Below are 22037 nucleotides of genomic sequence, written 5' to 3'. Positions count from 1 at the left end.
TCGGCCTGGACAAACCAACAAGCGAAAGATTCGGGCTTTAGCCCCAGGGATATGGGTTCGTCAGCTGAGAAACCATATCCCCGGGGCTAAAGCCCAGATTGTGCCGGCCCGACTTGTCCGGGCTGAAGCCCGGACCTATCCCGAAGTTATCTGCCACGCACGCATCTTGGCAGCGTTGCCAAGCGTTGATCGAAAATGGTGGCTAATGGAAGATCCACTAACCACCATTCACGAACAACGAACCACTAACTTTTTACTGCCTCAAGGTGGCTCTGGCTTTCGCCCGGCTGAATGCGGTAGCCCGCGAGGCCGTAATAGATGATGAACAGGTAGCAGATGAAGGGCAGGATCAGCGCGCGATGGATGCCAACCCTATCCGCCATGGCGCCCATCAGCACCGGCACGCCGGCGCCGCCGACGATCGCCTGCACCAGCAGGCCGGAGCCACGACCGGTCAGCGGGCCAAGCTCCGCGACGCCCAGCGTGAAGATCGTCGGGAACATGATGCTGTTGAACAGGCCGACCGCCAGGATCGTCACCATGGCGACTGTTCCGGTCGTGAGCAGCGATCCGAGCACCATCAACGCCGCGCCGCCGCCGACCAGCACCAGCAGCTTGTTCGGTGCGACCCGCTGCATCACGGCGGCGCCGACGAACCGTCCCACCATCATGCCTGCCCAGTAAAGCGTAACGAGTTGCGTGGCGCTCTGCAGCGTCATGTTGCCGATGGCCGGGTCCGCGATGTACTTGGCGAGAAAGCTGCCGATCGAGACCTCGGCGCCGACGTAGATGAAGATGGCGAGCGCGCCGAGCCACACATGGCGATGCTTCCAGATGCTTTCCTTCTCCAGGTCGTTCGCGCCGGGACGGAAGTCCTGCGTCACCTCGATGCGCGGAAACTTGTACAGGGCGATGGCCAGTGCGAGCAGGATGAGGATGCCGGCGATCAGGATGTACGGCATCTTGACCGACGCGGCCTGATGAATGCGGAAGGCCATCGCGCCGGCCGGGTCGAGCGGCGCGGTCGCGGCAGTCGTCGCGCCCAGGATCAGGATGCTGCCGAAGTACGGCGCAACCGTATCTCCGAGCGTGTTGAAGGCCTGCGTCAGATTCAAACGGCTGGCCGCGGTCTCCGGCGGTCCAAGAATCGTCACGTAAGGATTCGCCGCCACCTGCAGTACGGTCACGCCCGCGGCGAGCACCACCTGCGCGGCCAGGAAGAGCGGATACTGCGCGGTCTGCGCCGCGGGCAGAAACAGCAGCGCGCCGACCGCCATGGTGATCAGACCCACGACCATCGTGCGCTGGTAGCCTACCGTCTCGATCAGCTTGCTGGCCGGCTGCGCGAAGAGGAAGTAGGACCCAAAGAACGCCAGTTGGATCAGCGAAGCCTTGAGGTAGGTCAGCGCAAAGATCGACATCAGGTGTGGGATCAGCGCGTCGTTGAGCACCGTGCAGAAGCCCCACATGAAGAACAGGGTGGTGACCACCGTAAGCGCGCCGCGATTGGTCGTGGAGCCGGAGCTTGCAAACTGGGTGTTGCCGGAGGATGCCATCGCCATGCGAGTAGGTGCCTGCTTTCCTGATTAGCTTGCTCGACAGGTGCTCGAGGAGAGTAAAGCTCGAATCTCTCTTTTCCGCATTTTCTATTCGAGCGGAACTATATGGTCCCGGCGGGACTGAAGTCAAATAAATAATCCAAGGCGTTCGATTCGCCGGAACCGGGAGAAAATCCGGCGTGGCCTAATTCCGAGAAAACCGTTACTTGGGTGTTTTTCGCCCGCAAATCCTCCATTCGGAGAGCGGTCGGACCACCCTCCGTTTCTCGCGCAAGATTGTCTTGCTAATTCCTAACGCGGAAGAATAATATCGCGCTGTGAACCCGGAAGATCGAAATTCAACCCGCCCTGGAGACTTTGAACCGCTTGCGGCGGAGCTGGCGCGGCGCCACAACCGCGACCTCCTGCTCCAGTTGATCCGCCTGCGGCAGCCGCTCTCGCGAGCCGATCTGGCGCGCGATTCCGGCATAAGGCCCAGCACCGTCTCGGTGGTGGTCGACGAGTTGAAGGCCGAGGGCTGGGTGGTGGAGGGCGGGTCCGTTGCGCGTCCGCGCGGACGGCGCCCGACCATGCTCTCGCTGAACGACCGCATTGGCGTGCTCGTGGCCGACGTCCATCCGCGACGCGCGGTGGTCGCGCTGCTCGACCTGCCGGGGCGCCTGCTTGCCCGGCGCATCATTCCACTGGCATCGCAGCCGCTCCGCGCGATCCAGGCCATGACGGAGTGCATGAGCGCCATGCGCGCCGAGCACGCCGCGATGACCATCAAGGGCATCGGCGTCAGCCTGCCCGGCCGGATCGATCCCGCGACCCAGCATCTGGTCTTCGCGCCAAACCTCAACTGGGTGAACCTCGACATTCGCGCCGCGTTCGAGGAGCGTATGAAGCTGCCGGTGGAGCTTGAAAACGACGCGAACGGCTGCCTGTTGTCGGAGCTCTGGTTCGGCCGCATGCAGGGCGTCCGCGACGCCGTGCTGGTGGCGATCGATGAGGGCGTGGGCACGGCGCTGATGACCAACGGTCGCCTGGTGCGCGGACACTCGGGCATGGCGGGCGAGTTCGGCCACATCCAGCTCGACCCCGCGGGCCCGCTCTGCGGCTGCGGACAGCAGGGCTGCTGGGAGACGCTCGCCAGCTCTTCGGCCGCGCTGCGCTACTACGCGGAGCTGGCGCCCGAGGCCGCGACGCCCGACGTCACCGGCCTGATGCACCTGGCCGAGGAGGGCGACCCGCAGGCGCTCGCCGCGCTCACCCGCCAGGCGGAGTACATCGGCAAAGGCCTGCGGCTGCTCACGGCGTCGCTCGCGCCGGAGACGATCCTGCTGACGGGCGAGATCACGTCGCTTTGGAGCATCTTCGGCAAGGTGATCGAGGCGAACCTGGCGACGAACCTGCTGGGCGGCATCGCGCCAAGGCTCGCACCGGCGGCGGATGCGGAGTCGGCGCGGCTGCGCGGGGCGGCGGTGGTGCTGCTGCAGCGGGTGATAGGACAGATGCTATAGAGCTTGCTCCTGAATAGGCCTCGGCTTTAGCCTGTGCAACAAGCACGAAGAAAGTTGGGCTCTGGCGCTTGCTCTTGGATAGGCCTGGGCTTTAGCCCAGGCACTCTAGACCCTCCGGGAAATGGGCTTCAGCCCTTGGGATATGGGTTTTTCATCATGCGCCAACGACCGCAAACCTATGCACTGACGGCCGTCTCTCACCAGCGACGCCAGACCTTCCAACGCGCCGCAAATGCCGAGCTCCTGATCGACACGTTATTCCGCTACCGTGACCAGGGACGCTACCTTCTTCATGGCTTCGTTGTCATGCCGGACCACCTGCATGTGCTGGCGACGCCCGAAGAGCCGATCGAAAAGATGGCCCAGTTGATCAAAGGCGGTTATTCCTTCGCCATGCGGAAGCAATACCCCGGCGAGGTCTGGCAGACCGGGTATCACGCACATCGTGTCACCGATGGCGAGGACTACCGGAATCAGCTCTCTTACATCACGAACAACCCGGTGAAGCGGCGCCTCGTCGATTACCCATATGTGCATACGCGGTTCATGGACCGTATCGATCCGACACCGGCGGTTTGGGCGACGTGAAACCCATATCCCGGGGCTGAAGCCCACGTGCCGGCAGGTCGTATCGTCGGGGCTGAAGCCCCGACCTATCCAGAAGCAAAAGCAACGGCCTACCCAGAAGCAAGAGCAACAGACCCATCCAGGAGCAAAGCAACAGTTCCTGAACGGGTCTAGGCTTTCGCACTTGGATAGGCCTGGGATTTAGCCCAGGCATTTGAGCCTCGCCGAAGAATGGGCTTCAGCCCCTGGGATATGGTTTGTATCCGTGAGAACCCAGGCCTACTTCTTCTGCGCGGCGATCCACTGGTTCGTCCGCTCGTCCAGCAGGCTCAGCGGCAACACGCCGCCGTTCAGCATCTCGTCGTGGAAGGTGCGGATGTCGAACTTCGGCCCCAGCTCCTTCTTCGCGCGTTCGCGCAGCTCGCGGAACTTCAACTGTCCCAGCTTGTAGCTCAACGCCTGCGCCGGCCACGCGATGTAGCGGTCGGTCTCGCTCTGGGCCAGCGGTTCGTTCACGTCGTTGGCCAGCATGAACTCGATCACCTGCTCGCGCGTCCAGCCCTGGGAGTGGATGCCGGTGTCGACCACCAGCCGCACCGCGCGAAAGAGTTCGCTGTTCAACCGGCCATAATCGCTGACCGGATCCTTGTAGAAGCCGATCTCCTTGCCAAGCTGCTCCGCATAGAGCGCCCAGCCCTCGGTGTAGCCGGAGTTGCCGGAGTGCAGCCGGAACTTCGGCAGACCCTTGATCGTCTGCGCGACCGAAAGCTGCATGTGGTGGCCGGGAATGCCCTCGTGATAGGCGACGGCCTCGTCGAGCACCAGCGTGCGCTTCGCGTAGTTCGATGTCGCCACGCTGACGCGGCCGGGACGCTTTCCGTCCGGCGTGCCCGTCTGGTAGTGCGTCGCGGCCGCGGCCTGGTAGCTGGGAATCGCCTCCACCGTCACCGGCGCGCCGGGGATGTAGGTGAAGAGCTCCGGCAGGCGCGGCTGCATCTGCGCGATGTACTTGCGGAAGTCGTCGAGGATCTGTTCGGACGACGTGGGCACCCACTTCGGGTCGCTGTTGATCGACTTGCGGAAGCTGGCGAGGTCGGGGAAGCCCTGCTGCTTCGCGATCACGGTCATCTCGGCGGTGATGCGGCCGATCTCGGTCAGGCCGAGGTTGTGGATGAACTCCGGCGTCAGGTCGGTCGTGGTGCGGCTGCGGATGTCGTTCTGGTAGCGCTTCGCGCCGCCGGGCAGGCTGGTGATGGCGAGCGCCGTGCGTCCGTGCGGGGCGTAGTCCGTCGCGATCCAGGCGGAGAAGGCCTTGTACGCGGGCAGCACGTCGGTGTTCACCGCGTCGGTCAGCTCCCTGGTCAGGCGAGCCTTGTCGGCGTCCGAAAAGCTTGCGGGAAACTTCTTCAGCGGCAGCAGGAACGGGTCCGCCGCGATGGTTCCTTCGCACTGCACGGGCACCTTTTCGAGCAGGAACTTCACCGGCATCAGGCCGTCCTTCATGCCTGCCTTCAGCACCTCCTCGGTCTGGGCGAAGACCCGCGGAACCTGGTGCAGACGCGCGATGTAGTCCTCATAGTGCTTCACGCTGTCGAAGGGCATGGCGTTCGGCAGGTCGGCCAGGCCGAGGTGCGGGCCGTCCACCTGGCTGACCGGCATCTCGAACTCCTTCATGTCGTAGTTGTCGAGCCCCTGCTGCAACATGCGCTCGAAGAGCTGGTGCGAGAGCACATCCTGCTCGCTGAAGCCGGCGGTCGGGATGGCTTTGATCCTTGCCAGGTACGCGACGGCGGCGGCGTGGCGGCGCTCGACGCCGGCCAGCGAGTAGTCGTCCATCTTGTCGTTGAAGCGGTAGTCGCCAAAGGCCGTCGCACGCTCGGGCGACTCCTTCAGGCCAGCCTCGTACTGCTCGTCGAAGAGCGCATTCTGCGCGGCCAGACGCTGGGCCAGCGTATCGGGAGCAGCCGCGACACAGCGTACGGCAGAGAGAGCAAGACAACCGGCGAGCAGGAGCGAGAGAGAAGATGTGCGCATGGTCTGGAGATTACCAGATCGAAGCCTTTGCACCCACCCCGCTTTCGCTTTACCATCGCCTGTAGTGGATAGCCCGCACATCAAATCCCGCGCCAAGTCGCCCGCCGACGATCCCGACCGCGTCGTCTCCGCCGTGCGCGTGGACGACGACGAGGCCTTCGAGCTGAAGCTGCGGCCGACGCGCCTCTCCGAGTTCATCGGCCAGACCAAGGCCAAGGAGCAGCTCGCCATCGCGCTCGAAGCCGCCAAGGCGCGCGGCGAGGCGTTGGACCACGTGCTGCTCTTCGGGCCTCCGGGCCTCGGCAAGACCACGCTCGCGACCATCATCGCCAACGAGATGGGCGTCGGCTTCCAGCAGACGGCTGGGCCCGCGCTCCAGATCCAGGGCGATCTGACGGCGATCCTTTCGAACATCAAGGACAAGCAGGTGCTCTTCCTGGATGAGGTCCACCGGCTACAGCCCGTGTTGCAGGAAAAGCTCTACACCGCGCTCGAGGACTATACCCTCGACATCATGATCGGCCAGGGGCCGTCGGCGCGGACGTTCGTGCTGGACATCAAGCCCTTCACCTTCGTCGCGGCGACGACGCGTCCGGGGCTGCTGTCGTCGCCGATGCGCGCGCGCTTCGGCATCCTGCTGCGGCTGGAGTTCTACACCGAGGACGAGCTGCGCTTCGTGGTCGAGCGGTCGGCAGAGGTCCTGCAAGTGCCCATCGACCGCGACGGCGCCGCCGAGATCGCCATCCGCTCGCGCGGCACACCGCGTATCGCCAACCGACTGCTGCGCCGCGTCCGCGACTACGCCCAGGTGCGCGGCAACGGGTCGATCGATCGCCCGACCGCCATTGCAGCGCTGGAGATGCTGGAGGTCGACGCGCACGGCTTCGACGAGCTCGACCGTCGGCTGCTGCGCACGATCATCGAAAAGTACGATGGCGGCCCCGTCGGCCTGAACACGCTGGCCGCCGCGCTGGCCGAGGAGCAGGACGCGTTGGAGGAGGTCTACGAACCGTTCCTGATCCAGATCGGCTTCCTCGATCGCACGCCGCGTGGGCGAGTGGCTACGAAGCTGGCGTATGAGCATCTGGGGATCGAGATGCCGCGCAGGTATAGCCTCTTTTAGCCCAACCCCGAACGCCTGTCATCCTGAGCGGAGTCGTTCGCAGTTTCATCGCGAAGGACTCCGCTGCGCTGCGCTCAGGATGACAAGTGAGTGGGTGATGCTTTGAAGAGCCGCTTCGTCGCGCGAATAACAATTCTCGCAACCCGGTTGTCGCGGCGGAGCAAACCTGCGTCCTACCAGCCCATGTCCAACGCGCGTTCGATCCGCGTGGCAAATCTTGCACGGCCCATATTTGGGCAAAGGACCGCAGATGCCAACCATCGAAACCAAAGACGGCAACACCATCTTCTACAAGGAGCAGGGAACCGGCGCGCCTGTCGTCCTTATCCACGGCTGGCCGCTGAACGCCGACATGTGGGAGAAGCAGGAGCTCTTCCTGGCCGAGAACGGCTATCGCGTCATCAGCTACGACCGTCGCGGTTTTGGGCGCTCTTCGAAGCCCCTCGCCGGCCACGACTACGACACGCTCGCGGACGATCTCGCCGCACTGCTCGATACGCTCGACCTCACCGGCGTCACACTCGTTGGCTTCTCGATGGGGGGCGGCGAGGTCATCCGCTACCTCTCGCGTCACGGCTCGGCGCGCGTGGTGAAGGGGGCGCTCATCTCGTCCTCCGTGCCGTTCATGGTGCAGGCCGGCGACAACCCCGATGGCGTGCCGCCCGAGACCTTCGAGGACTTCAAGAACGAGATCCGCAAGGACCGCTTCGCCTTCCTCGACAGCTTCGGGCCGAAGTTCTATGGCCGTACGCTGGTCAACCACACGGTCTCGCAGCCGGTGCTGAACTGGACCTTCGCGCTTGCCTCGCAGGGCTCGCTGAAGGCTACGCTCGTGGGCATCGACACCTTTTCGTCGACGGATATGCGCGCGGAGCTGCCTGTAATCACAACGCCCTTTCTCATCATTCACGGCACGGGCGACGCGACGGTTCCGGCAAAGATCGGCGGCGACGTCTCCGCCCGGCTGCTGCCCAACTCCACCTACATTCAGTACGAAGGCGAACCGCACGGTCTTTTTCTCACCGCCGCCGACCGGTTGAACCTCGACCTGGCCGACTTTCTCAGCCGCTAACCAGTCCGGCCAACGCGGCGTGCAGCTTGGTCATCCATCGCACGAATGGCTGTGAAAGGTGATTCCCCAGCCCGGAAGAGGCATTGCTTCCCGGGCTGGGGATTGTATGATCTTGTCTGAAACCTTGGCTCGGTATGGACTTTCGTACACTCTATATCTCCGATCTCACCTCGCTGATCATCTATACCTTCGGTCTGTGTGCGCTGGCGCTCAGCAGCCGCAGGATGACGGGTGTGCGGTGGTTCGCCGTCTGCATGGTGGCCGGTCTGACCAAGACCGTGCTACAGGCCGCGATGGGCAAGATTCCGCGCTTCTTCACCATGTTTCTCGCCAATGAGATCAACGACTTGGCGTTCCTCGCCATGTTCCTCGGCTTCCGCTGGTTCCTGGTGCGCAAGACGTCTCGGAAGGATCCGGTGGCGATCGTCGCCGTCGCCGGGATGCTGGTCTACGCGGTCGCGCGTTATGGGAGCACGCCGTGGCAGTTCGTCATCGGGATGATTCCGGTCTTTGCGTCCTGCTTCGGATCGTTGTATCTGCTGCTGCGCCGGGGTGTGGGGCAGTTTCGCGTGGCCGCGCGGGTGACGGCGTGCTTCTTCGCGTTGCAGATTCTCGTTGCCGGCTACCGTACGACGATCATCACCCTGGGCGCCCTCGTTCCCGGCGGCGGCTCGGTGCTGAAAGTGATCGACCAGCGCTGGAACATCAGCATGATGGCCCTGATGGTGCTGGACTCCTGCTTCGTCGCCGCGTTTCTGTGGTTCTACATGATCGAGCTGCAGGCTGGCCTGCGCCACCAGACCCGCACCGACGAGCTGACCGGCGCGCTCAATCGTCGCGCCATCGACATCGAGGCCGAACGCGAGATCGCGCGCGCCAACCGCTCCGGGCAGCCGGTTTCGCTGCTGGTGCTCGACGTCGACCACTTCAAACGGCTGAACGACACACGCGGTCACGCTGCTGGAGACTTCGCCCTGCAGCGGCTGGTCGCGCTGCTTGTTGACCAGCTTCGCTCGCAGGATCTGGTCGCGCGCACCGGCGGCGAGGAGTTCCTCATCCTGCTGCCCGATACGCCCTTCAAGCACTCAGTCGAAGTCGCGGAGAGGTTGCGCGGCGCCATCGAACGCGAGATCTTCAGCTACGAGGGCACGGCGCTGCGCATCACCGCCAGCATCGGCGTCGCGGGCTACCGGCACGCCAGCGGCGACACCTGGGACGAACTGCGCCGGCGCGGCGACCTTGCCATGTACCAGGCGAAAAACAGCGGACGAAACCGCATCGCGGCAGCGGAGCCGTCCGAAGGACTCAGCGTGGCAGAGCCCGCCGCAGCACGCCGTGCGCAGCCCGAAGAGCAGCTTCGGCGTCGCTCCGACTCAGGTTTGCGCGCTGCATCACAATTGCCGTCTTGACCGATCCCGCTTCTTCAAGGACACGAGCCGCCGTCTCGGCATCGCAGCCGGTCGCGGCGGCGACGATGCGCCGTCCGCGGTCGACCAGCTTGGCGTTGGTCGTCTGCACGTTCACCATCAGGTTGCCGTAGACCGCGCCCGTACGGATCATCACGCCGGTCGAGATCATGTTCAGCACCATCTTGGTCGCGGTGCCGGCCTTCATGCGAGTGCTTCCGGTCAGCGCCTCCGGGCCGGTCTCCACCTCGATCGCCAGCTCGGCGACCTTGCCCATGGCGGAGCCCGCCACGCAGGTCAGCGCCACGGTCAGCGCGCCCAGCCGGTTTGCGTAGTCGAGCGCGCCCAGCACATAGGGCGTGCGTCCGCTGGCCGCGATGCCGATCAGCGTGTCGGCGGCGGCGAATCCAGCGGCGCCGAGATCGCGCTCGCCCTCGGCGGCCGAGTCCTCCGAGCCCTCGGACGAGCGCCGCAGCGCCGAGTCCCCGCCGGCGATCAGTCCTTGAAAGAGCGAGGGATCGACCGAAAAAGTCGGCGGACACTCGCTCGCGTCCAGCACGCCCAGCCGTCCGCTGGTGCCGGCGCCAATGTAGAAGAGCCGTCCGCCGCGCTCGAACCGCTCCGCAATGGCGTCGACAGCGGCGCCGATCTCCGGAATCCGCGACCGCACCGCCGTCGCGACCGTAAGGTCCTCATCACTGATGACGGTCAGCATCGCGGGCGTCGAGAGCTCGTCGATCCGTGCGGAGCGTGGGTTGCGCGCCTCGGTGGGCAGGGCGGCCAGATTCGTCGTCGCGGCGTCGTGCGTCATGTGGGTCTCTTGAATGGGGATATTTGGAAAAACAAAACGGTAAGCTCTCCGCCCAGCGGGAGCTTACCGTCATGTTTGCAGATCTTTAGCGCGCGTGGGAAGAGATTCCCCTGGGGAGTGCAGGGAGTTCTTCGTCCGGGGTGTAGGCTAGCGGCTCTTCCGGAGCGCCTTCATCAGAAACGAGGAGCCGTAGAACATGCCCGCCGAGCCTACCAGAAGAAGAACGTCGGTCGGAGCCTCGGGAGAATCGAAGCAGCCGCTCTGTGCGTGGAGCGAGGCGGTCCCGAGTACCAGGGCCACGGCGTATACAAAATACTTGGTCTTCATAGGATCCATCTTCTCCTGTAAGTGTGTTCTGAGTAAATCAAAAAATCAAAAATTTTCACGCCTGGCGTTGCCGAATCGAGTTCGATCCAATATCGCCCGGCCGGAGCGACTGCCTTTCGGCATTCAACTCCGCTTTTGCGTTCATCGGTCGAATTCGTTAACCCTGCAGTGGCGATTAGTCTATCCCGATTCCAACACTTCGCGCATCTCTTTTTTTCAGCAGGTTACGACGGGCGAACGGCATGGGCAGCCCCGCAGATTCTCGTTTGAAGCCGCGCGCCCGCGTTGTAGGATAATCCGCATGAGCCAGCCGTATCGCAAGCCCTCCGCCGCATTCATCGGCGCCTCGTGGTTCGCCCTCTTCGCCGGCGCGTTGACCTTCTGCGCCGGTCTGTGGAACTCCGGCATGCAGTTGAACGAGAAGGGCTACTTCTTCACCCTGCTGATGTACGGCCTGTTCTCGGCCGTCTCGGTGCAGAAGAGCGTGCGCGACCGGCTGGACGGCATTCCGGTGACGGCCATCTACTATGGGCTGAGCTGGTTTTCGGTGCTGATCTGCCTGCTGCTGATGACGATCGGCCTGTGGAACGCGACGTTGACGCTTTCGGAAAAGGGCTTCTACGTCATGGCCTACCTGCTGAGCCTCTTCGGCGCGATCGCGGTGCAGAAGAACACGCGCGACAGCCTCGACTCCGGCCCGGCCGAGCTTGCCGGCGAGCGGTAGGCGTCTTCGACTCCGGCAGGAAACCGCAAGCCGAGAGATCGTCGCGAGCACGAACCAAGCGCCGGTCCTTCGCTGCGCTCAGGATGACAGCCTGTGTGGGAGAGAGCTTCGACGATGGCCTACGCGGTGAGAACTTGATGGACTGGACACCGCAAGTGTGCGTCTTCCACGCGGAGGATCCGCACTCATCTTTCAAAGCGCGAATCTCGGTTAGCATCGCAATAGCCGCCTGTTTCGCCGGACGGCGTCCAATCCTTATGAGATTACGCACGACCCGCACCTTCGTCCTGCTCGCCGCCGCGCTCTGCCTGCCGTCTCTGGCCTCTGCGCAGATGCTTGCGCGCCCCGGCTGGGCCGGCTCCGGCATCACCACCGACGCGTGGTGGAACCAGGCCGTCTTCTACCAGATCGACCCGCTCAGCTTTCAGGATTCGAATGGCGATGGCTTCGGCGACCTGAAGGGCATTCTGGCGCGGCTGGACTATATACAGTCGCTCGGCGTGGACGCGATCCTGCTCTCGCCGCTCGAGCCACATCCGCCAGCCGTGACCACCGCCGCCGGAACGACGACCGCCGCGCACGGCGAGCAGGTCTTCGACCCCACCTACGGGACCAACGAGGACTTCGACGCGCTCGTCCAGCAGGCCGCCGCGCGCAAGATCCGCGTGCTGGTCGACCTGCCGCTCTCGGGCGCGCAGACGGTCGACGCGCTGACCGGCGTGGCGCGCTTCTGGCTCACGCGCGGCGTCGCCGGGCTGCGTCTGGTGCGCGACGCAGGGGACCAGGCCGCCGGCGTCACCGCGCTCACGCCCTTCCAGATTGCGGACCGGGTCCGCGCGCTGCGGGCGCTGGCGAACGGATTCGCCGGGCAGCGCATCCTCGTCGGCGACCTCATCGCGGAGTCTCCCGCCACGCCGTGGAGCGCCGCCGCCGTCCCTGCCTCCGCGCCGCCCGCGCCTGCCCCGGCCGCGCCGTCTCGCCGGGGCAATCGCATGCGCCGTGGCGGAACGGTCGCGAGCGCCCAGCCGGATCAGCCCGCGTATGGACCTTCCGACAGCCAGCCGCAGCTCCAGGTCGATTCGCACATCGCCCTGCTGCCCGCCATGCATGCCGCCGACCTGCGCCAGGCGCTGACGCTCGCGACCCAGCCGCTGCACGGACCCGGACCTGCGCCGGTGCTTGCCTCCGACGCCAACGGCCGCACGCGCAGCATGGATCGCTACGCCGACGGCAAGAACGACCTGAACATCGCGCGGATGCTCGCCGCCGTGCTGTTGACCGCGAAGACCTCGACCCTGCTCTACTTCGGCCAGGAGCTGGGCATGACCACCGGCACGGCCAAACCCGCGAGCGGAAGCTCGACGGAGTCCTCGCCGATGCAGTGGGGCGCGAAGTCGCCGTTTACGACCGGTACGCCGTGGCTGGACTCGCCCGCGAGCGCCGCGACCGTCAACGTCGAGGCCGAGGAGGCCGATCCGCAGTCGCTGCTGCGCTGGTACCGCCAGCTCAGCACGATGCACCACGGCAATCCGGTGCTGCGCGACGGCGCGATGACCATCCTGCCGACCACCAACCCGGACGTCGTCGCGTGGGCGCGCCGCCCGCTCAAGGGCGAGGCGCTGCCGGTCGTCGTCATCTGCAATCTGTCCGGCGCAGAGGTGAAGCTCTCGATGAAGGAGGAGCTGGCAAAGGCGCAGCTCCACGGCTTCTTCTTCCGCACGCTCATGCGGTCGGGCGTCGACGCTATCGTGGCCGGCCCGGCTTCGGTGGATGCGGTGACCTTGCCGCCGTATGGGACGTATATCGGCGAGCTGCATTTGAAGTAGGCTGCGCATTCTTTTGCGGTAGCTGTTTGTCATTCCCTACGGGAATGACAAACAAAGAACAGGCAACATTGAAAACGCGTGACTTCAGACCCGCGGCCAGTCCGCCAGCGGGTGCATCGGCGAGTACGCCTCGTACACCCGGTCGAAGACCGCGTCCCAACTGCAACCCAGCGCGTACTCGCGTGCAGCGGCGCGCATGTGGGCCAGCCGCTCCGGATCTTGGAGGATGGCTCCGGTGGCCCCGGCGAATCCGGCGTCGGGTACGGCGAAGCCGGTTGAACCTTCGCGGACGATGTACTTCGGGCCGCCATCCGGCGTGACGATGGCCGGGACGCCGCTCGCCAGCGCCTCCAGCACCACGTTGCCGAAGGTGTCGGTGTGCGAGGGGAAGACCAGCACGTCCATATCGGCATAGGCGCGGGCCAGCGCCTCGCCGCGCAGCACGCCGGTGAACTCGGCGGTGGGCAGTTCGCGGCGCAGCGACTCCTCCTCGGAGCCGTGGCCGACGATGAGGAAGCGCACGTCGTGCCCGGCGGCGGTCAGCTCGCGCTGGATCGACGGCAGCAGGCCGACGTTCTTTTCGATCGACAGGCGGCCGACATAGCCCAGCACGTACGGTCTTGCGTCGAGCGGCCGCGTCCGTTTTGCCGGGTCGAAGAGTGTGGTGTCCACCCCGCGCTGCATCAGGCAGCAGGGCCGGTGAGCGCGTCGCTCGAGCATCCGGCAAAGCTCGTCGTTGGGCGCGAAGAGCACCTTCGCCAGGCTGTAGAAGCGCATCATCGCATCGAGCGAGCGGTTTTCGATGCCGGAGGAAAGAGCGCGGCCAAAGTTTGCCGGCAGCCGCTTCGTCATCCACTCCAGCCGGCGCGCCGCGTACTCATGCACGTTCGTGTGCCAGGAGGCAGCCAGCGGAATCCGCCGGTCCCACGCGCAGTAGGCGGCGAAGATGCCCAGTTCGCTCGGCCCGGTCATGTGGATCATGTCGGGCTGGAAGCGGTCGAGTTCGCGCTCGATGGCCGCCTTGTGGCGCCAGAAGAGCGGGTCGAAGGAGAGGTCTTTCTCGACCCCCACGGCGGCGCGGCTGCGGGCCAGTTCGAGTGTGGTGACGGAGCCCTGCTGCAGGACGGCGTCCGCCCGCTCGCCGGCGCGGACGCAAAGCATGGGCAGACCGTGGCGTTCGGCGTAGCCCACGAAGTTGCGGCTGGTGTGGGCGACGCCGTTGACCTCGTGAAAGGAGTCGGGGAAGTAGGCAACGCGCGGGGCCGGCATCGACTTAGAGTACGACGCGGGTTCGTTTCGCGAAAGCAGAAGCGCGCTCAGGCGTCCAGCCGTCCGAGCACAGCGCGCATCTCCGCTGCGTCGTCCCATGCCATGCGCAGGCCGCCGGAGAGAGGTGCGTATCCCATGAGCCGCACCATCCGGATGATGGCCTCGATGTAGACCGGCGGATGGCCGTCGTTCCAGATGGCCGAAAGCGGCTGCAGGACGCCGTCCTTGTCCGGGTGGAAGGCGCGTTCGTCCCAGCGGCGCGAGCCCTCGGGGAAGTGCGGATAGTCGCGGATCGCGTCCAGCGTGGACTGCAGGATGCGGTGTTTCCAGGGCTGCGCATACTGCGGCATGAAGAGCACGTTCGAGATGCGCTGACGCCGGACCTCGTGGACGAACTCGGTGAAGCTGGCAGCGTGGGTCAGGTTGATGTTCGCGTTGGGCTCGACGCCGTGGCGGTCGCCGCCCGAGATGACGAGCTGGTTCCACTTCGCGGCCAGCTCGGAGACGGCCTTGTTCTCGGTCCAGTTGCGCAGGCCGTTCAGCTCCAGCGCGTGGATGAACTGTCCGTGCAGCGCGAGGAACTCGTTCACGTAGACCTCGTGCGCGTTGGCGCCGATGCGGTAGAGATCCCACAGCGGATGGTTGAAGAGGATGAGTACGCCGGGTTCGGCGTCCAACTCGGCGAGGATTTCGCCCAGCATCTTCGCGGGCCGCTCGGCGACGGGCAGGGCGGTGAAGGCGCGCAGCCGGTTCATCCAGTCCACGCCTCGCGCGGAGGGCAGGTTGTGAATGCCGAGGTGGAAGGAGGTCGGCTTCGCGCGATTGCCGAAGGGCACGGTCCACTCGACCGAGACGGGAATATGCCGGGCGGAGTCGACCGAACGCAGCAGCAGCGGCGCCTGGATGTCGTCGTGATCGGAGAGCGAGACGAGGCCGGGAATCTGGAGGGTGTTCTGGATCTGGTCGCGCTCGAGCTCAAAGGCGAGGCGCGGGGTCAGCGGCGGGGTCCAGTAGGCGCGGGCATAGTCGGGCGTGATGCCGGAGGTACGCTGGCACTTGGCCTCCATGAACCGCATGATGGGCTGCAGGATGCCCCATTCGGTCGAAAGCTCGGCGATGAAGTCCAGCGTTTCGACGGACTGGCTGGTGTGACTGTGGAGCGAGACGCCGGTGGCGAAACCCTGGGCGGCTGCGGGTTCGCGCCAAAGATACGAGACGGTCGACTGGCTCATGTGGGTCTCCTCCGCTGGAACGACTTCAGTATTCCGAGCGAAGATGACGGGGATGTGACTGCACCGAGAACGATGCTTCAATTTGGGGGTATCGGGCGTGGTACGCTGTCTGCATGCAGGTGACGGTCGACATTCCGGACCAGTTTGCGCGCGATCTTGTGCCGGAAGGCTGCGATCCTGCGCGGGTATTGCTGGAAGAAGCGGTTGCGGCCGCGTACCGAGAGGGACGGCTGACGACCGAACAGGTGCGCGTGCTGCTCGGCTTCGGTTACTTCATGCAGGTCGACTCCTTCCTGGCGAAGCACGAGATATACGATTATTCGGTTGAAGATTTCGAGAAGGACATCGCGACCCTGGAGCAACTGCCTTCGGGCAGAAAGGCGCTTTCACGGACGTGATCGTCGTCGCCGACACAACTCCACTCAATTATTTGATTCTGCTTGGCTTTTCCGATGCATTGCGCGAAATCTATGGGCGCGTGCTTGTTCCCCATGCCGTATTGAAGGAGATGCTTCGCCCGGAGGCTCCTGAAGCTGTCCGCCGCTGGGCCATGTCGCCTCCATCGTGGATCGAAGAGGTTCATGTCGGTAAACTGGATCCGTCTTTGCCCTCCGGTCTGGGAGCTGGGGAGCGGGAGGCGATAAGCTTCGCGCTTGTGATTGGAGCTGATGTCGTCCTGATCGATGAGCAGTTGGGACGGCGACAGGCCGAAATGCGCAACCTGAAAGTAGCCGGAACCTTCGGTCTTCTATTTGAAATGTCGATGCGTGGAGTTCTCGATTTTCCGGCAGCGGTCCGCCGGTTGAGCGAACTCGGTTTTCATGCGTCGCCGCAGCTTGAAGCACGCATGCTCGCTCGATACGACGACGCGAAACGCAAAGGCTTTCGTGGATAGCTAAAGCGTCTTCGCGATATCCGGACCGAAGACCGACTGCACGTTCGGCATCGGCTCCGCCGGCACGCCTGAGGCTTCGCCTGCGACCTCCAGATGGTCTTCGAGCAGGCTCTTCTTCAGGATGGCGAATGCGGCCTCCGGCGTGTCGACGAACTGGAAGAGGTCGAGGTCCTTCATCGCGATGGCGCCCTTTTCGGCCAGCAGCTCCAGGTTCAGCACCGACTTCCAGTAGCTCGAACCGTAAATGATGACGACCATCTTCTTCGCCAGTTTGTGTGTCTGGGCCAGCGTCAGCAGCTCGAACATCTCGTCCATCGTGCCGAAGCCGCCGGGGAAGACCACCAGCGCCTTCGCGAGATAGGCGAACCAGTACTTGCGCATGAAGAAGTAGTGGAACTCGAAGTTCAGCTCGGGCGAGATGTAGGGGTTGGGCATCTGCTCGAAGGGCAGTTTGATGTTGAGCCCGATGGACTTGGCGCCGGCCTCGAACGCGCCGCGATTGGCCGCCTCCATGATGCCCGGGCCGCCGCCCGAGGTGATGACGAAGCGGTGACGCGGGCCGGGCAGCGTCTTCGCCCAGCCGGCGAGCAGCTTCGCCAACTGCCGCGCGTCCTCGTAGTACTGGGCCATCTCGACGGCTGCGTAGGCGAGCTTCAGCTTCAGCTCGCTGGCTGCGCCGGCCTGAATCTCGTCCATGCGCGCGGGCTGCTCGTGCTCCGGCGCGCGTGCGGTCGAACCTGTGTTTTCCAGCAGTTCTAGCGCCGTGCTGGCCTCGTCCAGCGCGCGGAAGCGAGCCGAACCGAAGAAGACGACCGTGTCCTCGATGCGTTCGCGGCGAAAGCGCACGAGCGGCTCCTGGTACTCGGCCATCATGCGCAGCATGCGCCCATCGGGCGAGTCGATGAACTCCGCGTTCTCATACGCCAGCGGCGCCCGGCCCAGCGGGGTTGGGATCTTTTCTTTCAACGGCTCTGCCATAAACTTCTCCAACCTAAACTTGAAATGTCATCCTGAGCAAGAAAGCGTGTCGTCCTGAGCACGGCGAAGGACCTGCGTTTCGACGGCGCCTACGCCTGCGGTCGCTGATCCCGGTAGTGGATCGCCTCGGAGACGCCGATCCACACATCCAGCAGACCGAGACCCGAGATGATGCCGCGCACCGGCCCCAGCTTCAGCACCGCCCACAGCTTCGGGTGCGCCTGCAGGAAGAGGTTGCGGTCGTAGACCGGCGCCCACCACGGCAGAATCGTCACCATCACGCCCAGATAGATGCAGAAGACGACCAGCACGAAGAGCGACATGCGCTGCAGCCAGATGGGCGCGACTCCGTTCTCCTCCGGCTGCGCCGCGGGCGTCGCCGGCGGTATCTCGTCGGGAAAGAGTCGTGGCTGTTGCGGCGTCTCGATCAGTGGTTCTCCAAACTTCCAAGTTAGCAGACCGGGTCCGCCTTTCGCGCTTCACCGCTTGATGTCATCGCCCGGTTCTTCCATGCTATAACCACAACCGATGACACGAACGCCGACGAACCTTTCCATACCCTCCAATTGTCATCCTTCGCGCAGCGGAGGATCTGCTTCTCTTCTCCTCCCCGGAGGTGCATCATCGAACGTCTAGCTATCCTTCTCTCGGGCCGGGGCTCGAACTTTCTCTCCATCGCGACCGCCATCCGCGAAGGCCGTCTGCCTGGTTGCGAGATCGCCGTCGTGCTCTCGAACAGGCCGGATGCGCCCGGACTTGCCGCCGCGCGGGAGCTCGGCCTGCCCGCCATCGCCGTCCCGCAGGTGGGTAAGGGCGCGGAAGCGCGCGCCGCGCACGATGCCGCGATGATCGCCCATCTGCATGATTATAAGGTGGATATCGTCTGCCTGGCGGGCTACATGCGCATCATTTCGCCGGCGTTCGTGGAGGCGTTTCCGAACCGCATCCTGAACGTCCACCCGTCGCTGCTGCCCAGCTTTCCAGGGCTGGAGGCGCAGACCCAGGCCTTTGAGGCGGGCGTCAAGCTCGCCGGTTGCACCGTCCACTTCGTCGACGAGCAGGTCGATCACGGCGTCATCATCCTGCAGCGCGCCGTGCCGGTGCTGGACGACGACACGCCCGCGACGCTCTCGGCAAGGATTCTGGAGCAGGAGCACCAGGCGTATCCCGAGGCGATCGCGCGGGTGATCGGCGGGGAGTACGGGGTGATCGGCCGCCACTTCAGGAAGAAGGCTTAACACGGATCAAAGCCGATGGAAGCACGGATCTGGTCGTGCCACTGCAAGGATTCAACCCTTCATCCCCGAGTGCTTTGTGAGTTTGAAGCTTTGTTCTTGATCTGTGCTTTCATCCGCCTTGATCTGAGTTAAGGGTGCTCTGATTAAGTCCGCAACCCTTATCCCAGGGGCTAAAGCCCCACTGACTCTGCGGGGCTTATTGTCCGGGCTAAAGCCCGGACCTATCTTAAGCAGAGGTTCCTTAAGCCTCCGCTTAGAACCGCCGCCCACTATCCGGGAAGAGCCAGATCAGCGTGCCCAGCGCGAAGAACAGACCCACAAACTGCAGCAGCGTCTTGCTGCGGTCGGTCTCGGGCGCCTCGCGCTTCATCGCCTGCCATACCATGCCGGCGGCGATCAGCAGGAAGACCCACTCGCGCGCCTGCGTGGCGGCGAAGAAGATGACGCCGGTCGCGGCCAGCATCCAGCGCTGCATCCGGTTCAGCCCGTAGGCGGCCTGTGCGCCGTCCAGCCAGCCGACCGGGATCAGGTTGAGCAGGTTCAGCCAGGCCGTTACATGGGCCAGCGCGCTGAAGAGCGGGGAGTTGAGGTAGATCGCCAGCCCGCCGTAGACCAGCGCGGCGATCAGCCCGAAGAACGGGCCGGCCAGCGAGATCGTCGCCAGGTCGTCGATCGTCACACCCTGCGCGTACCACTTCACATAGGCGCCGAAGCCGGGGATGAAGAGCGGCAGGTCCACCTTCAACCCGCGACGTCTGGCCGCGGCATAGTGGCCCATCTCGTGGATCAGGATGCCGACCGTGAATCCCAGCCCGAACTTCCAGCCGAAGATTCCCCAGTAGACGGCGAAGAAGCCCACGAAGCTGAGGAAGAACTTGAACTTCAGCAGGAAGAAGAGGATCAGCTTGAACTTCGAGACCGCGACCAGCAGCGGCGCCGCGAAGGGTCCGAGCCGCTTCATCCATGCGGCTTTGCGCGCGGCCTTGGCGGAGAACTTGCCGTCGATGGCGGACACGCGCTGCTCGATGGCCGCGCGCTGCTGCGTGCCTTCGGGCAGGTACGCGATCATGGCGACCCAGGCGGCGCGCGCCTCGGGCCAGCGCTGCTCCTGTTCGAAGCCCTGTGCGGCGTTGCCGACGGCCTGCAGGTATTGCCCGTAGACCATCGCATGGCACTCCGGGCAGGCCAGGAGGCCGGGCTGAATGTAGTGGCTGCACTGCGGACAGTTGTAGATCTCCCGCGGCTGCGGGATGGCGATCGGCGGGGGCGGCGGGTTCTGTTCTTCAGGCGTGGCAACGGCAGGCGTCAAGGTCGGGAGCGCTCCAGCTCCACCTTCCATTACATCAGAAAAATGAGCTATGCCTCGTAGGTGCGGGTTCCGGCGGTGACGCGCCATGCGCCGCGAATCGCGACGATCAGGATGATGCCGTTGATCAGTCCTGAGCCCAGGTTCGCCGCCAGCCGCAGAAACGGCGCAGCCACACCGACCAGCGCCAGGAAGAGAGCGGGGGTGTGCTCGCCGCCGGACCGCATTGCGTCGAAGACGATCTCGAGCACGGTCGCGAAGCAAATCGCAAAGTAGGTGATGACCGCCGCCGTGATCTGATACTTGCGCCCGCCCAGGTCGTCCGAGGCTGTCATCATCGCCTTGCCGACCATGAAGCCGACCAGCAGACCGACGTAGCCGATGTGGACGAACATGCCCACCAGACCGTAGATAAGCGCGCCCACCGCGGCAGCGCCTAGACCGAAGACGATCGATTTGACGAAGACGGCGTGGTCGACGCTCTCGCGCGGCGCATCGGGTGTGATGTTGTATTCAGACGGCTGGACGTATTCGGCCCGGTCGAAGTTCGGCAGATTCGTTCCCATGTGCGTGATTCTCCTGTGCGGTGATCGGAGCATATCAGCGTGGCGGCGGAACGAAAAGCACAAAAGAAGCGACCGCGGATTTCGCGGATCAAAACGGATCGAATCCGTGATTATCCGTGAAATCCGTGGTCGCTTTTGCTGGAACGAAAAGCTACGTCGGCTGACCCGGCAGTGCGACGTTGTCCTTCGCGTCGCCGAGAATCACCTTGATATCCATGCGCTTGCGTCCGCGGAAGATGGTCAGGGTGATGGCGTCGCCGGCGCGGTGCGCGTTCAGCGCCACGCTGAGATCCTGCGGGGTGGAGACCTCCTGGCCGTCGCAGGCCACGATCAGGTCGCCGCCCAGCATCACCGGCGTATTGCCCTGGTACATGCGCTGCGTGCCGCCCTTCAGACCGGCCTTCTCCGCCGCGCCGCCGGGCAGCACGCGCTCGACGAGAATGCCATAGTCCGCCGGGAGGCCGATCTGCTCGGCGATATCCGGGCCGATCGGCAGGGTGACGATGTCGAGCGACGGACGCCGCACGCGGCCATATTTGGCGAAGTCGTCCAGCACCGCCTTGGCCGTGTTGATGGGGATGGCGAAGCCGATGCCCGCGCTCTGGTCCGCGCCGCCCGAGGCGATCATGGTCGTGATGCCGATCACCTCGCCACGCGAGTTGAGCAGCGGCCCGCCGGAGTTGCCGGGGTTGACGGCCGCGTCGGTCTGGATGGCGTCCTCGATCGGATTGCCCTCCTGCCCGCGGATGGACCGGATGGCGGAGATGATGCCGCGCGTCATGGTGCCCGAGAGGCCGAACGGATTGCCGATGGCGTACACGCGCTGGCCGACGACGAGGTTCTGCGACTCGGCGAGCGTCGCCGGGGTCAGGTTCGGGGCGTTGACCAGCAGCAGCGCCAGGTCGTGGCTCTTGTCGATCCCGACCACCTGCGCCTTGTACTGGTGCTTGTCGGCCAGCGTCACCTCGACGCGCTGCGCGTTGTTGATGACGTGGTTGTTGGTCAGGATGTGGCCCTGCTTGTCGATGATGAAGCCGGTGCCCTGCCCCTGCTGGGGAACGGGCCGGTTGAAGAAGTCGAAGGCCACGGCGGTGGAGGTGATGTTGACGACCGAGGGAAAGGCCTTCTTGTAGACGGCGATGTTCTGCTGCTCTTCGGCGTCGAATGCCGGCGCGGCCGAGGCCTCGGAGAGCTCGAACGAACCCATGGGCCCGGAGACGGTCGCGAGCTTCGTATCGGGCAGGGAGGCGTTATGCAGCCAGGGCAGCAGCGCGCCCGTCGACGCCGAACGCGTCGTGAGGTAGTAGAACCCCGAAAGCAGAACAAGAACCAGAAACACCGGACGCAGCTTCATCGGACCAGGGCACCTTGAAGAATCGAAATCACTGCTGCCTATTGTAGTGTCGCGGCGGCAGAGTTGGCTTGTTTGTCTTTTCCCGGAGAGTTCAGGTTTGAGCTGTGGCCAAAATCTCTTTGTTTAAGGGCACGGCTTCAGCCGTGCCATCTCGTTCACGATTGCAGAGCGGCTTCAGCCGCTGAGGTACGCATTTATTCCGGGGCAGGCCAAGACTAAACCGCACCCCAGCGCCTAAAGCCGGGTTT

General features: G+C 64.4%; 21 protein-coding genes. 10 read left to right on the top strand and 11 right to left on the bottom strand.

Annotated features, from left to right (window positions below; translation table 11 throughout):
• Window positions 1–245: 245 nt before the first annotated feature.
• Window positions 246–1562, bottom strand: a complete 1317-nt coding sequence (locus tag CHB87_RS01745; RefSeq protein ID WP_089406654.1) for a sugar MFS transporter — start codon at window positions 1560–1562, stop codon at window positions 246–248.
• A 314-nt stretch (window positions 1563–1876) separates the two neighbouring features.
• Between CHB87_RS01745 and CHB87_RS01740 the strand changes: the two genes are divergently transcribed.
• The gene (locus CHB87_RS01740) at window positions 1877–3061 is read left to right on the top strand and encodes an ROK family protein (RefSeq protein ID WP_089406653.1); all 1185 of its coding nucleotides are present in this window, start codon (window positions 1877–1879) and stop codon (window positions 3059–3061) included.
• Window positions 3062–3217: 156 nt separating this feature from the next.
• On the top strand, window positions 3218–3649 hold the full coding sequence (locus CHB87_RS01735) for an REP-associated tyrosine transposase (RefSeq protein ID WP_089406652.1): 432 nt from the start codon (window positions 3218–3220) through the stop codon (window positions 3647–3649).
• A 258-nt stretch (window positions 3650–3907) separates the two neighbouring features.
• Here the strand turns inward: CHB87_RS01735 and CHB87_RS01730 are convergent, their stop codons facing one another.
• Window positions 3908–5662, bottom strand: coding sequence for a DUF885 domain-containing protein (locus CHB87_RS01730; protein WP_089406651.1), 1755 nt, complete (start codon window positions 5660–5662; stop codon window positions 3908–3910).
• 64 nt (window positions 5663–5726) lie between these two features.
• Between CHB87_RS01730 and ruvB the strand changes: the two genes are divergently transcribed.
• The 3 genes from ruvB (at window position 5727) to CHB87_RS01715 (ending at window position 9266) form a co-directional block, all read left to right on the top strand.
• A complete protein-coding gene (gene ruvB / locus CHB87_RS01725) occupies window positions 5727–6785 on the top strand; it encodes a Holliday junction branch migration DNA helicase RuvB (protein ID WP_089406650.1) in 1059 nt (352 codons plus the stop codon).
• 250 nt (window positions 6786–7035) lie between these two features.
• On the top strand, window positions 7036–7857 hold the full coding sequence (locus tag CHB87_RS01720) for an alpha/beta fold hydrolase (protein ID WP_089407477.1): 822 nt from the start codon (window positions 7036–7038) through the stop codon (window positions 7855–7857).
• A 134-nt stretch (window positions 7858–7991) separates the two neighbouring features.
• Window positions 7992–9266 (top strand): GGDEF domain-containing protein, encoded by a 1275-nt coding sequence (locus CHB87_RS01715; RefSeq protein WP_089406649.1) that lies wholly within the window; start codon window positions 7992–7994, stop codon window positions 9264–9266.
• On the opposite strand, the gene murQ is transcribed toward CHB87_RS01715, so the two are convergent.
• On the bottom strand, window positions 9163–10074 hold the full coding sequence (gene murQ, locus CHB87_RS01710) for an N-acetylmuramic acid 6-phosphate etherase (protein WP_089406648.1): 912 nt from the start codon (window positions 10072–10074) through the stop codon (window positions 9163–9165). The genes CHB87_RS01715 and murQ overlap by 104 nt on opposite strands.
• A 147-nt stretch (window positions 10075–10221) precedes the next feature.
• Window positions 10222–10401 carry a PExPT-CTERM protein gene (locus CHB87_RS01705; protein ID WP_142988159.1) on the bottom strand — a complete coding sequence of 60 codons (180 nt, stop codon included), beginning with the start codon at window positions 10399–10401 and terminating at the stop codon, window positions 10222–10224.
• Between the two features lie 301 nt (window positions 10402–10702).
• Between CHB87_RS01705 and yiaA the strand changes: the two genes are divergently transcribed.
• Window positions 10703–11125, top strand: a complete 423-nt coding sequence (gene yiaA, locus CHB87_RS01700) for an inner membrane protein YiaA (protein ID WP_089406646.1) — start codon at window positions 10703–10705, stop codon at window positions 11123–11125.
• A gap of 257 nt (window positions 11126–11382) precedes the next feature.
• Window positions 11383–12951 (top strand): alpha-amylase family glycosyl hydrolase, encoded by a 1569-nt coding sequence (locus CHB87_RS01695; protein ID WP_176441538.1) that lies wholly within the window; start codon window positions 11383–11385, stop codon window positions 12949–12951.
• An 84-nt stretch (window positions 12952–13035) separates the two neighbouring features.
• On the opposite strand, the gene CHB87_RS01690 is transcribed toward CHB87_RS01695, so the two are convergent.
• Both CHB87_RS01690 and CHB87_RS01685 read right to left on the bottom strand, forming a co-directional pair.
• Window positions 13036–14220 (bottom strand): glycosyltransferase, encoded by a 1185-nt coding sequence (locus CHB87_RS01690; protein WP_089406644.1) that lies wholly within the window; start codon window positions 14218–14220, stop codon window positions 13036–13038.
• A 47-nt stretch (window positions 14221–14267) separates the two neighbouring features.
• On the bottom strand, window positions 14268–15452 hold the full coding sequence (locus CHB87_RS01685) for a hypothetical protein (RefSeq protein ID WP_176441537.1): 1185 nt from the start codon (window positions 15450–15452) through the stop codon (window positions 14268–14270).
• A gap of 113 nt (window positions 15453–15565) precedes the next feature.
• On the opposite strand from CHB87_RS01685, the gene CHB87_RS01680 reads away from it, so the two are divergent.
• Together CHB87_RS01680 and CHB87_RS01675 are read left to right on the top strand one after the other, a co-directional pair.
• Window positions 15566–15850 carry a UPF0175 family protein gene (locus tag CHB87_RS01680; protein WP_089406643.1) on the top strand — a complete coding sequence of 95 codons (285 nt, stop codon included), beginning with the start codon at window positions 15566–15568 and terminating at the stop codon, window positions 15848–15850.
• Complete coding sequence (locus CHB87_RS01675) at window positions 15847–16347, top strand: PIN domain-containing protein (protein ID WP_089406642.1); 501 nt, start codon at window positions 15847–15849, stop codon at window positions 16345–16347. The genes CHB87_RS01680 and CHB87_RS01675 overlap by 4 nt, the downstream gene beginning before the upstream one ends.
• On the opposite strand, the gene CHB87_RS01670 is transcribed toward CHB87_RS01675, so the two are convergent.
• Window positions 16348–17325, bottom strand: a complete 978-nt coding sequence (locus CHB87_RS01670; RefSeq protein ID WP_089406641.1) for an LOG family protein — start codon at window positions 17323–17325, stop codon at window positions 16348–16350.
• A gap of 89 nt (window positions 17326–17414) precedes the next feature.
• Window positions 17415–17648 carry a hypothetical protein gene (locus tag CHB87_RS01665; protein ID WP_245817762.1) on the bottom strand — a complete coding sequence of 78 codons (234 nt, stop codon included), beginning with the start codon at window positions 17646–17648 and terminating at the stop codon, window positions 17415–17417.
• Window positions 17649–17891: 243 nt separating this feature from the next.
• Between CHB87_RS01665 and purN the strand changes: the two genes are divergently transcribed.
• Window positions 17892–18563, top strand: coding sequence for a phosphoribosylglycinamide formyltransferase (gene purN, locus CHB87_RS01660; RefSeq protein WP_342743532.1), 672 nt, complete (start codon window positions 17892–17894; stop codon window positions 18561–18563).
• Window positions 18564–18816: 253 nt separating this feature from the next.
• Here the strand turns inward: purN and CHB87_RS01655 are convergent, their stop codons facing one another.
• The 3 genes from CHB87_RS01655 to CHB87_RS01645 form a co-directional block, all read right to left on the bottom strand.
• On the bottom strand, window positions 18817–19872 hold the full coding sequence (locus CHB87_RS01655) for a site-2 protease family protein (protein ID WP_245817761.1): 1056 nt from the start codon (window positions 19870–19872) through the stop codon (window positions 18817–18819).
• Between the two features lie 47 nt (window positions 19873–19919).
• Window positions 19920–20435, bottom strand: coding sequence for a hypothetical protein (locus tag CHB87_RS01650; protein WP_089406639.1), 516 nt, complete (start codon window positions 20433–20435; stop codon window positions 19920–19922).
• A gap of 151 nt (window positions 20436–20586) precedes the next feature.
• Window positions 20587–21789, bottom strand: a complete 1203-nt coding sequence (locus CHB87_RS01645; protein ID WP_089406638.1) for a S1C family serine protease — start codon at window positions 21787–21789, stop codon at window positions 20587–20589.
• Between the last annotated feature and the right edge of the window lie 248 nt (window positions 21790–22037).

Source organism: Granulicella rosea, assembly GCF_900188085.1.
In the GTDB taxonomy this organism is placed as follows: domain Bacteria; phylum Acidobacteriota; class Terriglobia; order Terriglobales; family Acidobacteriaceae; genus Edaphobacter; species Edaphobacter rosea.
The sequence above is the reverse complement of the archived record's forward strand: the minus strand, read 5'-3'. Positions and strand labels throughout refer to the sequence as shown.

Bases quoted from the DNA above. Each gene is read 5' to 3' on its own strand.
- CHB87_RS01720 (WP_089407477.1), top strand. From the start codon at position 7,036: ATGCCAACCATCGAAACCAAAGACGGCAACACCATCTTCTACAAGGAG.
- murQ (WP_089406648.1), bottom strand. From the start codon at position 10,074: ATGACGCACGACGCCGCGACGACGAATCTGGCCGCCCTGCCCACCGAG.
- CHB87_RS01735 (WP_089406652.1), top strand. From the start codon at position 3,218: ATGCGCCAACGACCGCAAACCTATGCACTGACGGCCGTCTCTCACCAG.
- CHB87_RS01645 (WP_089406638.1), bottom strand. From the start codon at position 21,789: ATGAAGCTGCGTCCGGTGTTTCTGGTTCTTGTTCTGCTTTCGGGGTTC.
- CHB87_RS01680 (WP_089406643.1), top strand. From the start codon at position 15,566: ATGCAGGTGACGGTCGACATTCCGGACCAGTTTGCGCGCGATCTTGTG.
- yiaA (WP_089406646.1), top strand. From the start codon at position 10,703: ATGAGCCAGCCGTATCGCAAGCCCTCCGCCGCATTCATCGGCGCCTCG.
- CHB87_RS01705 (WP_142988159.1), bottom strand. From the start codon at position 10,401: ATGAAGACCAAGTATTTTGTATACGCCGTGGCCCTGGTACTCGGGACC.
- CHB87_RS01670 (WP_089406641.1), bottom strand. From the start codon at position 17,325: ATGGCAGAGCCGTTGAAAGAAAAGATCCCAACCCCGCTGGGCCGGGCG.
- CHB87_RS01730 (WP_089406651.1), bottom strand. From the start codon at position 5,662: ATGCGCACATCTTCTCTCTCGCTCCTGCTCGCCGGTTGTCTTGCTCTC.
- CHB87_RS01695 (WP_176441538.1), top strand. From the start codon at position 11,383: ATGAGATTACGCACGACCCGCACCTTCGTCCTGCTCGCCGCCGCGCTC.
- CHB87_RS01650 (WP_089406639.1), bottom strand. From the start codon at position 20,435: ATGGGAACGAATCTGCCGAACTTCGACCGGGCCGAATACGTCCAGCCG.
- CHB87_RS01665 (WP_245817762.1), bottom strand. From the start codon at position 17,648: ATGTCGCTCTTCGTGCTGGTCGTCTTCTGCATCTATCTGGGCGTGATG.
- CHB87_RS01745 (WP_089406654.1), bottom strand. From the start codon at position 1,562: ATGGCGATGGCATCCTCCGGCAACACCCAGTTTGCAAGCTCCGGCTCC.
- CHB87_RS01685 (WP_176441537.1), bottom strand. From the start codon at position 15,452: ATGAGCCAGTCGACCGTCTCGTATCTTTGGCGCGAACCCGCAGCCGCC.
- CHB87_RS01715 (WP_089406649.1), top strand. From the start codon at position 7,992: ATGGACTTTCGTACACTCTATATCTCCGATCTCACCTCGCTGATCATC.
- CHB87_RS01690 (WP_089406644.1), bottom strand. From the start codon at position 14,220: ATGCCGGCCCCGCGCGTTGCCTACTTCCCCGACTCCTTTCACGAGGTC.